10 protein-coding genes are annotated in these 12631 nt (G+C 41.8%); 2 read left to right on the forward strand and 8 right to left on the reverse strand.

Annotated features, from left to right (window positions below; all coding sequences use genetic code 11):
• Positions 1-9 precede the first annotated feature (9 nt).
• The 8 genes from PP2015_RS08485 to PP2015_RS08520 form a co-directional block, all read right to left on the reverse strand.
• Entirely contained in the window at positions 10-2838 is a 2829-nt protein-coding gene (locus PP2015_RS08485) for a methyl-accepting chemotaxis protein (RefSeq protein WP_169792723.1), read from the reverse strand.
• A 285-nt stretch (positions 2839-3123) separates the two neighbouring features.
• Positions 3124-3885, reverse strand: a complete 762-nt coding sequence (locus tag PP2015_RS08490) for an SDR family oxidoreductase (protein WP_058029861.1) — start codon at positions 3883-3885, stop codon at positions 3124-3126.
• Between the two features lie 8 nt (positions 3886-3893).
• Positions 3894-4781 carry a 3-hydroxyisobutyrate dehydrogenase gene (gene mmsB, locus PP2015_RS08495; RefSeq protein WP_058029862.1) on the reverse strand — a complete coding sequence of 296 codons (888 nt, stop codon included), beginning with the start codon at positions 4779-4781 and terminating at the stop codon, positions 3894-3896.
• An 11-nt stretch (positions 4782-4792) separates the two neighbouring features.
• On the reverse strand, positions 4793-5926 hold the full coding sequence (locus tag PP2015_RS08500; RefSeq protein ID WP_058029863.1) for an enoyl-CoA hydratase/isomerase family protein: 1134 nt from the start codon (positions 5924-5926) through the stop codon (positions 4793-4795).
• The gene (locus tag PP2015_RS08505; protein ID WP_058029864.1) at positions 5926-6702 is read right to left on the reverse strand and encodes an enoyl-CoA hydratase; all 777 of its coding nucleotides are present in this window, start codon (positions 6700-6702) and stop codon (positions 5926-5928) included. Before PP2015_RS08505 ends, PP2015_RS08500 begins: the two co-directional genes overlap by 1 nt.
• Positions 6703-6715: 13 nt before the next feature.
• Positions 6716-7873, reverse strand: a complete 1158-nt coding sequence (locus PP2015_RS08510; RefSeq protein WP_058029865.1) for an acyl-CoA dehydrogenase family protein — start codon at positions 7871-7873, stop codon at positions 6716-6718.
• Between the two features lie 75 nt (positions 7874-7948).
• Positions 7949-9439: a CoA-acylating methylmalonate-semialdehyde dehydrogenase gene (locus PP2015_RS08515; protein WP_058029866.1), complete on the reverse strand. Its 1491-nt coding sequence runs from the start codon at positions 9437-9439 to the stop codon at positions 7949-7951.
• Positions 9440-9515: 76 nt separating this feature from the next.
• On the reverse strand, positions 9516-10694 hold the full coding sequence (locus tag PP2015_RS08520) for a thiolase family protein (protein WP_058029867.1): 1179 nt from the start codon (positions 10692-10694) through the stop codon (positions 9516-9518).
• A 316-nt stretch (positions 10695-11010) separates the two neighbouring features.
• Here PP2015_RS08520 and PP2015_RS08525 point away from each other — a divergent pair, with 316 nt between their 5' ends.
• Together PP2015_RS08525 and PP2015_RS08530 are read left to right on the forward strand one after the other, a co-directional pair.
• Positions 11011-11415 carry a MerR family transcriptional regulator gene (locus PP2015_RS08525; protein WP_058029868.1) on the forward strand — a complete coding sequence of 135 codons (405 nt, stop codon included), beginning with the start codon at positions 11011-11013 and terminating at the stop codon, positions 11413-11415.
• A gap of 36 nt (positions 11416-11451) precedes the next feature.
• The gene (locus tag PP2015_RS08530; protein WP_058029869.1) at positions 11452-12627 is read left to right on the forward strand and encodes an isovaleryl-CoA dehydrogenase; all 1176 of its coding nucleotides are present in this window, start codon (positions 11452-11454) and stop codon (positions 12625-12627) included.
• Positions 12628-12631 lie beyond the last annotated feature (4 nt).

The raw sequence follows: 12631 nt of genomic DNA on the forward strand, positions 1-12631 counted from the left end.
CTTTACCCATCAATCTTTTCTTAATTTAAAAAACTTTAGACGGTCACTCACGTCTATTGTTGAACCTTCTAACTTAGACATATCCTGCGACATTTGTTCCAACATAGATGTATTTTGCTGAGTAGATCTATCAAGGTTTCCAACCGCTGAATTTACTTCAGTAATACTTGCGCTTTGTTGCATTGTCGCATCATTTAAGTTATTCATCATGGTATTCGCTTCAGAGATATTCGCTAAAATGCTTTCTAAACGTATATGAGAGTCTTGGGAACTATTAAAACTGAGCTCCACTTTATCTATATTTTCTGATACCAGTTCTTTAATTTTTTTAGCCGCATCTGCAGAGCGCTGAGCCAACTCGCGAACTTCACTAGCAACCACAGAGAACCCTTTCCCTTGCTCTCCTGCTCTTGCAGCTTCAACCGATGCATTCAGTGCGAGCAGGTTAGTCTGAAACGCAATCTCATCTATCATGATTGTTATCTGTGCTATTTCTCGACTTGAGTCCCTCATACTTTGAACCACTTCTAAAGAATCTTTCATGACTTCCATTGCGTCTTCAGCAATTTCTTTCGAATCTTGCATCTGTTTTGTAACTATTAAACTTTGCTCTGCTGTCTCATTTACACTAGATGACATCTGTTCCATAGAAGCAGCAATTTCTTCAAGTGCTACTGCTTGCTCAGTACTACGCTTTGAAATATCAGAAGCAAACTGCATCTGGTCAGAACAAAGTGCAAGAGTATGTTCTGCTGAGTTATTAATATCGGAGAAAACACTTTTTAATTCACTGGATGAGGCATTAATTGCCGAACATATTTTATTGAGATCTCCAGGAAAACTTTTATCTATTTGATGATATAAAGCACCTTGTTGTTGTAACTCAGAAGATACTTGTATTTCATCCATAGCATCATTCAACAAAGCGAGCATTTCGTTCATATCAGCTTTTAAAACAGCATATTGACCATGCATATCCCCTTGAATCTGTTTGTCAAAACGTCCTATTTTTATATTCTCAACAACACTTGCTAACTCATTTAGAATTTCTTCAATCCTATCACTAGAAAGGTTCATCGCTCGCTGTAATTTTGCCAAGTGCCCTGAATATTCTCCCACAACACGAGAGCTTAACTCTCCCTCACTTTGGTGAACAGAAACCTGTACGATGTTGAGAATTGCACCTTCAAGTTTTTCGAGAGACTTATTAACATTATTTTGAAGTGCCTCTAATCGGCCTTTATATTTACTTTTAATTCTAGAAGAGTATTCACCTCTTTGAAGTTGCAAGAATAGCTTTTCAATATCACCTACAAATTTTTCAATGTTTTCGGACGATTCATTAAAAGTATTTTTAAGTTGTAATAAACGGCCATTGTAACTACCTTTAATTCGCTTGTTGAACTCACCATCTTTTTGCGACACCAACGAATCTGAAATTTCATTCATCGCATTTTCAAGAGATGTCATACTGGAATTAAACGATACTTTTAAATCATTTAACGCACCTTTTTGTTCTGACAAAATTCGCCCTGAGAAATTTCCATTTTGCAGCTGAGTCATACATGAGGCTATCTCCTTAATCGCTGCATCGATTGTTTCTATCGAACTATCTACTTTAGCTCTGAGTGGCCCCTTTACACTTGCAGACATTCTAACCGTGAAATCACCTTTTGAGAGTCCACTCATTATTTCATCTAACGCATCCATAGTATTTTGAAGTGTATTACTGCTATTGTTAATTCCTTGCTTTAATAACAACATGTCACCTTTACATGGGTAGTTTACTCTTTGACTAAAATCACCATGGGTTACACACTTCATCACAGATTGAATTTCTTTATTAACTGAGTTCAGTTCGTTAAGAAAGCCATTAAAAGAACGTGTTGCTTGTCCAAGTTCATCATTCAAATCAGTTGAAATTGATCTCGAAAAATCAAAATCTCGGTTAACCTGGTTAATAATATTGCTTAGATTTAGCAAACCATTGTTAAGACTTTTTGCCACTTTAGACGCAAACGTAGTCATAAGATAAACAATAACTAAACAAGCTATGAAGGCAATAATTAGGAATGATAGCGCTTTAGTTTTTGAAGCATGAGCGTAGTCACTAATAAACTTGGATTTTTTGTCTGCTATGTTTTTTATAGACTTTATTCTAGAGCTTGCATCCACAAACCAATTTGAATTATCACGCCCTGTAAAGTTTAAATTACCGTTATTTAGACGTTCGTAGACAAATAACCGATAAGGTTCTACTTCTTTATTTAGATTATCAAGGCTAGAAAATTGAGATTGGTATAAGTTTGGGTCTAATAATTGTTTTATAAAATCAATTTGTTTAAGTTGGTCGTTCTGAAAAAGGGCTAAATTCGAGAGTTGAGTTAGCGAAATAGTGCCTCGATTGAAAACGCCATTTAAAAGTCCCCTTTCTTGCCCTGCACGCTCTTTCATCCAAAGTATTGCAATGAGGCTCTTCATACTTTTAGTAGCATCTGAATCATCTATATAGTTCGAGAAAGTGCTTGCAGCGTCTAAGGCATATTTATTAATCTCAGAATAAAAATCGAATGCACCAGATTGTCTTTCTCTAAGATCAACTTTCTTTCTGATTTCTTGCAATGACTTAAAATGTTGTAGCAGATCATTCATGATCAATTGAGTTGATTTAGGGAAATAATCTAGCTCTTTATCGACCAGAATCTTTAGTTCTTGTTTTGCTTTGTCCGCTTTTTTCCTCTGTTCAGTTAATCTAGCCTTTCCCTTTCCACCACTGGCAAGATAACCTGCGGTCAATCCCCTCTCAACGGCAAAGTTGTGGGCAGTTTGATCTAACACACTGACAGCTTTGACGTACCGCTCGAGCCGATTTGACTCTTGAAAACTAAAATATTGAGAAAACACTAAATAAAAGAAGCTTAAAACTACGAATAAAGTCGGTATTAAACTAAGTAAAGTTATTTTAGTTTTAATTTTTAAACTTCTAATTAAGCCATCAAACATGACTATCAATCCATAGAGCGAAGATATGTAATTAAAAGATAGTAAACAGCTGAGAAAATTGGAAAAAAATTGAGTAAAAAAAAGGCCTTGCATGGAGCAAAGCCTTGATAAGATCAATCTTTAAAGTCGAATTCCACCATCAACTTCGACGACGCGACCTGTGAAAAAGTCATTTTCAATGATGTATTTTGCTGTATGAGCAATTTCTTCTGCTTCACCTAAACGACCGACAGGTTTCATCTTAACCAAACGTTCTTTCGCTTCAGGTTTCATCGCATCTGTCATTTTAGTACGGATCACTCCCGGTGCAATTGCACCGACACGAATACCAAAACGACCAAGCTCTTTCGCCCATGTCGTTGTCATGGCAACCACACCCGCTTTAGCAGCAGCGTAATTTGTTTGGCCCATATTACCAGCACGAGCTACGCTCGACATATTAACAATGACACCACCTTCACCGCTTTCAACCATTTTTGCAGCTGCTTCTCGGCCGCATAGGAAAACACCAGTTAAGTTAACGTCAATAACAGATTGGAATTGTGATAATTCCATTTTCGCAGTCACTACGCCATCTTTTGCTTTTAAAAGCAGACCATCGCGAAGAATGCCGGCGTTATTGATCAGTACATGTACGGCACCGAAATCACTAACGATATTGTTGAAAACCGTTTCAACCTCAGTCTCAATGCTTACGTTAGCCACATAGGTTTCAACTTTAACATCAAGCTTAACCAATTCAGCTTTTGCCTCTGCTAATACTTCATCTTGCATATCAACCAAAGCAAGGTTAGCGCCTAGTTCTGCCATTTGTGTGGCCATCGCAAAACCTAAGCCTTGCGCACCACCAGTAATGACAACTGTTTTATTTTTAATGTCCATAATGCAGTCTATTTTTCACTATAAAGTTTAAAGATTGCGCTAAAGTCTTCGGCACCTTTACCTTGATTTTGCATCAGGTTGTAAAGGTTTTTCGCCAAAGCGCCCATAGGTGTTGCCGAGTTAGTTTGTTGCGCAGCTTGCTGAGCTAAACCTAAATCTTTGGCCATTAAGTCCACCATAAAGCCCGGCTTATAGCCATTTGAACTCGGAACATTCTCAAGTACATCTGGACAAGGATTATAAAGCTCTAACGTCCAGTTACGACCTGAGCTGTTAAGCATAATCTCACTCAGCACTTTTGGATCTAGACCATGGTCTATACCCATCTGTAGCGCTTCACTGGTCCCTGCCATAAGTATACTTAACAGCATATTGTTACAGATCTTCGCTACTTGCCCTGCACCAATGTCACCTGCATGGTAAATATTTTTACCCATGTTAGGCAGTATAATATTCGCTAATTCAAAGCACGCCGTTGAACCACCCACAATAAAGGTTAGCGTGCCAGCTGCAGCACCTGCAACACCACCAGAAACCGGTGCATCTACAAATTTAATACCCGCTTCGCCAAGTGCTTTACCAACATATTGTGCTGATTCAGCATCAATTGTTGAACAATCAATGACTAAGGTGTTTTTATCTAAATGGTTAATTAGGCCATTTTCGCCAGTGTAAATCGCTTTTACATGCTTGCCTGCAGGTAACATGCTGACAACAAAATCAGCGTTATCGCAGACTTCTTCTACTGCGTTTACAGCTGTTGCACCGACTTCAACAAGGGTTGCGATTGCGTCTGGACTTAAATCAAAAACGCGTACTTCGTGGCCCGCTTTTACCAAATTGATGGCCATAGGGCCGCCCATATTTCCTAAACCGATAAATCCAATTTTTGCCATTGTTACATTCCTTACAAACCTTGAAGTGGATGCTCTGACCAACGCGCTTTAAAAAAAGCGTTAATCGCGTCATCTGTCACACTTTGTGTATTTTCAAACTGCCAGTTCGGTGCGCCATCTTTATCGATTAACAAAGCTCGCACACCTTCCTGGAATTCACCAAATTCACCCGCTGCTACTGACATACCCAGCTCTAATCTAAAGCAATCAGCTAAACTCAAACCTTTTGCGCGTTTCAATTGCTCGCTAACAAGCTTTGCACTTAATGGTGAGCCATGTTGAAGTGATTTTTGCGCGCGAGATAACCATTTGTTATCCGTTGTATCAAGAGACAAAATGGCATCAATTTGCGACTCTAAGCTGTCGTGAGATTCGAGCTCTGCTAATACACATTGTAGTGGTTCAATCTCACTTGCTGGCTCGTTACTCGATTGGCTTTGAAGTGAATGTAACATTTCAGACAACAAGCCATGATTGTACTCAGCACTGTTTTTCCAGTCTGTACCCAGCAAGCTCGCTAGCACTTCACCGTAGAGCTCGGCATTGACAAAATGATCTGCCAGACCGACAAATTGAGCATCTCTGGCATTAATTGACGCGCCTGTCAGACCTAAGAATAATCCAACACCCACCGGCATCTTATTTAAGAAATAGCTGCCACCGACATCTGGGTAAAGGCCAATTGTGATCTCAGGCATGGCAATACGGGCTGTTTCTGTCACAACACGGTGACTAGCACCTGCCATTAGACCTAAGCCACCACCCATAATGATGCCGTTACCCCAAAGTAAGATAGGCTTTTCATAAGTGTGGATTTGATAATCTAGTGTATATTCTTCGCTGAAGAAGGTTTCTATGTGGTTATTGCCATCATTTGCAGCCATTGCTTTGTATAAGCTAACTACATCGCCACCAGCGCAAAACGCTTTTTCACCATGACCTTTTAAAACCACTAAGGCGATGGCATCGTCATTCGCCCATTCGGTTAGCTGAGGGGCTAACAAACGGATCATATCTAAGTTGAGTGCATTCAGTGCTTTTGGCACATTTAAGGTGGCAAACGCCACCTTTTTGCCATTATCACAGTCAGCCAACTCAAATACGACTGGCGCATCTGCTTGGTTTAATAACTGTAATTTTGCCATTAGCCGTTCACCCAGTTTGGTTTACGTTTTTCTAAGAACGCATTCACGCCCTCTTTTTGGTCTTGCGTATCAAACAAGGTGACAAATAGTTCACGCTCAAGCGGAAGCGCACTGTTGATTGTGCCTGTGCGACCTTTTTGAATAAGTGCTTTACAAGCCGTCACTGCTACTGGGCTTTGATCTGCTACTTTCTCTGCTAGTGCAAGTGCCGTATTCAAGGCTTCACCAGTTTCAACTACTTCTTCAACTAAGCCAATTTGTTGTGCTTTATCAGCTTTTAGACGTTCGCCACATAAAATCATGCGCTTAGCCCAACCTTCACCAACAAGCCAAGATAGGTTTTGCGTACCACCAGCACACGGTAGTAAACCAACTTTAGCTTCTGGTAACGCCATTTGCGCTTGGCTTTCGGCAATACGAATATCACAAGCCAATGCCACTTCAAGGCCGCCACCCATAGCAAAACCATTAATAGCGGCAATCGAAACACCTCTAAAATCGCTCAATGTTTCGAACGCTTCACCGAATACACGAGACATGTCAGCAGCAACACCTTTGTCTCCGTCTGCAAATACGTTTAAGTCCGCACCCGCTGAGAAGAATTTCTCGCCTTCACCTGTGATCACTAGAGCGTAAATTTCTTTATCTTGATTTAACTCGATTACAAGGTTCTTTAAACCTACCAAGGTATCGCGTGTCCATGTATTCGCAGGCGGGTTGCTCATTGTTACTACCGCGATGTTACCCTGCTTTTCTAATTTAAGTTGTGCAGTCATTTGGGTTTCCTTATTACAATACGCTTGGCGCGCCTTCAGCTAAAATACGACGGCCGATGATCACACGCATGATCTCATTGGTGCCTTCAAGAATTTGGTGAACACGTACATCACGAACATGACGCTCTAGTGGGTATTCTTTGATATAACCGTAACCACCGTGAATTTGTAATGCGTCGTCACACACTTTAAAACCTACATCAGTAGCAAATCTTTTTGCCATCGCACAGTAAGTGGTTTTTTCGCTGTCGTTGGTGTCTAGTTTAAATGCTGCAAGGCGTACCATTTGACGTGCTGCTACAAGCTCAGTATTCATGTCAGCAATCTTGAACTGTAGCGCTTGGAATGCTGCAAGCGGTTTACCGAACTGTTCACGCTCAGTCATATATTGCTTAGCTGTGTTAAGTGCTTGCTGCGCAGTACCGATTGAACATGTTGCGATGTTAATACGACCACCGTCTAGACCTTGCATCGCAAACTTAAAGCCCTCACCTTCAGCACCCATTAGGTTTGCAGCAGGAATACGCACATTTTCAAGGGTGACAAGACGTGTAGGTTGTGCATTCCAACCCATTTTTTCTTCGGCTTTACCGTAAGAAATACCTTCAGCATCTGCTGGTACAACAAACGCAGAAATACCTTTCGGACCCGCTTCACCAGTACGAGCCATAACCACAAGTACGTCAGTTTCACCGGCACCCGAGATAAACATTTTCGAGCCGTTTAACACATAGCTGTCGCCATCTTTGTCTGCTTTAGTTTTAAGTGACGCGGCATCAGAGCCTGAGCCCGGCTCAGTTAAACAGTATGATGCTAACAACTCACCCATCACTAATTGATCAATGTATTGCTCTTTAACGGAATCAGTACCAAAGCTTGCGATCATCCAAGTTGCCATGTTGTGGATTGTTAGCATGGCAGTTGTTGCTGTACAGCCCATAGCAAGCTGTTCAAAAATAATGCTTGAATCTAAACGTGATAATCCAAGGCCACCTGCCTCTTCTGGCGTGTATAAACCACAAAAGCCTAGTTCACCGGCTTTTTTAATCACGTCTTTAGGGAAAATATGTTCGCGGTCCCACAGCGCAGCGTTTGGCGCTAGTTCACTCATTGCGAATTGATATGCTGTGTCGGCAAATGCCTGTTGATCTTCATTTAGATTAAAGTCCATAAAAGACCTCTTGTTGTCAAAGGTGAGCCGATCATGTCGGCTCACATTGTTATTATAAAAATTGAATAGAAAGGATTAACGTAGGTTGATGCTCATATTCGGGCCAGTCACGACCTCATCATCAAACCAACGTGAAGTCACCGTTTTCGTTTCTGTGTAGAAACGCACACCTTGCTTACCGTAGGTATGCTGGTCACCGTAGAAAGAGTTTTTCCAACCTGTGAATGAGAAGAAAGGCAGTGGCACAGGAATTGGAATATTAATACCTACTTGACCTACTTCGATTTGCTGTTGGAATTTACGCGCTGCTGCACCACTTGCTGTGAATAAAGATGTACCGTTACCGTATGGGTTGCGGTTAATTAGCGCGATTGCCTCGTCTAGCGTGTCTACAAATACGCAGCTCAAAACTGGACCAAAGATTTCTTCTTTATAGATTTCCATCTCTTCAGTCACATCTGTAAATAATGTAGGGCCAACCCAGTTACCTGCTTCATAGCCTTCAACAGTATAATCTGAACCATCAACTAAACAGGTTGCGCCTTGATCTTTACCACTTTGAATGAGTGAAAGAATACGTTGCTTAGCTTGTGGTGTAGTTTGCGGGCCATAAGCCGCTTCTGGGTCGTTCCAAAGACCTGGGCGTACGCCTTCGAAACCTTTTTTAATGTCTTCTACCCACTCTTTTGATGAACCAACAAATACTGCCACCGAAATACCCATACAACGTTGGCCACCAGCACCCACTGACGCACCAACAAGGTTATTCACTGTTTGCGCTTTTGGCGCATCCGGCATGATCACCATGTGGTTTTTAGCGCCAACGCACGCTTGAACGCGCTTTTTATGCTGTGTGCCTTTACTGTAAATGTAATGACCCACATTACAAGAACCAACAAAAGAAACTGCTTTGATTTCTGGTGCTTCTAGAATTTGGTCAACTTGGTCTTTTGTACCGTGAACAACTTGTAGTACGCCTTTTGGTGCACCCGCTTCTTCGAATAGCTCCACTAAACGCATTGGTGTTAGCGGATCTTGCTCTGAAGGCTTAAGTACAAAAGTGTTACCGCATACAATCGCCATTGGAAACATCCAAAGTGGGATCATAGCTGGGAAGTTAAACGGGGTAATACCTGCACACACACCTAGAGGCTGCGTGTAAGAATACGTATCAATATTGCGGGCAACGTTTTCAACGGTTTCACCCATCATCATTGCAGGGGCATTTGCAGCTTGTTCAACCACTTCAATACCACGCCATACATCACCTTTTGCGTCTTCGAACGTCTTACCTAATTCATGACAGATAATGGTCGCAATTTCTTCTTGGTGCTCTTTTAAAAGCGCCGCGTACTTCATCATAATACGAGCACGCTCTGGAACTGGCACGTTACGCCAAGTCTTAAATGCTTCTTGTGCAGAATCAATCGCTGCTTTTACTTCTTGCTCTGTCGCACAAGGTACTTTTGCAAGTACTTCTTGGTTTGCTGGATTAACAACATCAATCCATTGCTCTGATGATGATTGAGTAAATTCGCCGTTGATGTATAAAGGTACTTGGTGCATCTGCACTCCTCCCCTGGTAAATAGAAAAAAGGCACCGCTCTTATATTATTTATACGGTGCCTACAACTTGGTGTGATTAAACTTCGACTGCCAGTGCAACCGCTTCACCACCACCGATACACAGTGATGCAACACCTTTTGAAAGGCCGCGATTACGTAGGGCATGAATTAGAGTAACTAGGATACGCGCACCACTTGCACCGATTGGGTGACCAAGGGCACATGCACCACCATTAACGTTAACTTTGCTCTGCTCAAGGCCAAGCTCTTTAATTGCTAGCATAGTCACCATGGCAAATGCTTCATTGATTTCCCATAAATCTACGTCAGCTTTGTCCCAACCCGCTTTTTCAAGTAGCGTGTTCATTGCGCCAACTGGTGCAACCGTGAATTCTGCTGGCGCTTGCGAGTGAGTCGCGTGAGCAACCACTTTACAAAGTGGTGTTAAGCCTTGCTTCTTCGCTTCTGATTCGCTCATTAGAATCAATGCAGCTGCACCATCTGAGATAGAAGAAGAGTTAGCTGCGGTAATCGTGCCATCTTTTTTGAATGCTGGACGTAAACCTGGAATTTTGTCCGGACGCGCATTGCCTGGCTGCTCGTCAATGGCGACTTCAACGTCACCCTTACGCGTTTTTAAAACATGAGGGACTACTTCGTTATTGAAGCTGCCGTTTTCAATCGCTTCATTTGCTTTGCTTAGAGAGCTAAGCGCAAACTCGTCCATTTCTTCACGCGTAATGCCATAATCATCCGCAGTTGCTTGTGCAAAACAACCCATAGCTTTGTTGTCGTAAGCATCTTCAAGACCATCGGCCATCATGTGGTCTTTAATCTCACCATGACCCATACGCATACCGCCACGCGCTTTTGGAATGAAATACGGTGAGTTAGTCATGCTTTCCATGCCGCCTGCGACTGCAGATGAAATGCTGCCCGCTTTAATGAGGTCATGAGCAAGCATGGCTGCTTTTAAACCTGAGCCACAAACCTTGTTAATAGTTGTTGCGCCAGTAGAACGTGCTAGACCGGCATGCAACATAGCTTGACGTGCTGGTGCTTGACCAAGACCTGCTGGTAATACACAACCCATGATCACTTCATCAATTGATGCGTCCGTTAGCCCTGTTTCGCTCATAACGCTTTTGATTGCAGTTGCGCCAAGCTCTGTTGCGCTTGCGCCTGATAGTGCACCCATAAAGCCACCCATAGGGGTACGTTTTGCTGCTACGATTACAACTGCTTCGTTACTCATGTTAAACTCCTGTTCACAAGCTTCTTGCTTGTTTGTTTCAAAATGATGATTTGAGCATACCTAATATTTACGTTTACGCCAACGTAAAACTAAAATCAAGTTAATTGCGTTGACTTAAACTGTAAACTTAAGTTGCACGTTTTCCTTGCCAATACTGCTAGAAACTGCGAAAAGGCGGTTTATTTAGTTAGAACTGCATTAGATATTCACTCTTTTTATTAACACTCACTATTACATTCCCCAAAACGCAACTTTACCTTTACGTAAACTTCACTTATATTGGTCTAATCTGTTTTGAAGTAAGTGTTAAACAATTATGCAAGATAACCTTAACGAACCTACATTCTCTATTAGCGAATTGGCTAAGGAATTTGACATTACCACCCGTTCTATTCGTTTTTATGAAGATCAGGGATTAATTTCGCCTGAGCGAAATGGTCAAACCCGCATTTATTCAAAACGAGACAAAGTACGTCTAAAACTTATCTTACGCGGCAAGCGATTAGGCTTCACTCTCGCTGAAACAGGCAGATTGTTTGAACTTTACGATGCCGATAAATCAAGTGCGAAACAGCTCACCACTATGTTGGCGCTAATAGAAGAAAAGAAAGCTGATTTAAGTCAACAAATGGATGACATTAAAGTGGTTCTAATGGAACTCGTTACCGCAGAGCGCCGTTGTCGAGACACCCTTAAAGAGCTTGATGAGCACGAAGACTAATTAAATTTATAATAACTCTCACACAGGATAACCAAGATGAGCACTGTATCTTTATATAAAGAATTAAACTTTGGATTAGGTGAAACAGCTGACATGATCCGTGATCATGTTAATAGCTTTGCAAGTGCTGAAATTGCACCACTTGCTGAGAAAACTGATTTAGACAATGCATTCCCAAATCAACTTTGGCCACAATTCGGGGAGATGGGCTTATTAGGTATTACCGTACCTGAAGAGTTTGGTGGTGCAAATATGGGCTACCTAGAGCACGTTATTGCGATTGAAGAAATCAGCCGTGCAAGTGCCTCTATCGGTTTAAGCTATGGCGCTCACTCTAACCTGTGTGTAAACCAAATTAACCGCAACGGTAACGACGCGCAAAAACAAAAGTATCTACCTAAGCTAATCAGCGGCGAACACATTGGCGCTCTAGCTATGAGTGAACCAAATGCTGGTTCTGATGTTGTTTCGATGAAGTTAAAAGCTGAAAAGAAAGGTGACAAGTACATTCTTAACGGCAATAAAATGTGGATCACTAACGGTCCTGATGCAGATGTTTTAGTTGTTTATGCAAAGACTGATTTAGAAGCTGGTTCTAAAGGGATCACAGCCTTCATCATTGAAAAGAACTTCCCAGGTTTTTCTACCGCACAAAAGCTTGATAAATTAGGTATGCGTGGTTCAAACACCTGTGAGTTGGTTTTTGAAGACTGTGAAGTACCAGAAGAGAACATTCTAGGCACCTTAAACGAAGGCGTTAAAGTGCTCATGAGTGGTCTTGATTATGAGCGTGTTGTGCTTGCCGGTGGCCCACTAGGTATCATGCAAGCGTGTATGGACATTGTTGTGCCTTATATTCACGAGCGTAAGCAGTTCAACAAATCAATTGGTGAGTTCCAGTTAATTCAAGGCAAAGTTGCCGACATGTATACGCAAATGAATGCCGCGCGTTCATACGTATACACGGTAGCAAAAGCTTGTGACCGTGGTGAAACAACCCGTAAAGATGCTGCAGGTGCCATTTTATATGCTGCAGAGCTAGCAACAAAGCTTGCACTAGATGCGATTCAAATTTTAGGAGGTAACGGTTACATCAACGAATACGCAACAGGACGACTATTACGTGATGCCAAACTCTATGAGATTGGTGCGGGTACGTCTGAAATTCGCCGTATGTTAATTGGTCGTGAACTATTCACAGAAAGCCGCTAAGGAC

The organism is Pseudoalteromonas phenolica (assembly GCF_001444405.1).
GTDB lineage: Bacteria > Pseudomonadota > Gammaproteobacteria > Enterobacterales > Alteromonadaceae > Pseudoalteromonas > Pseudoalteromonas phenolica.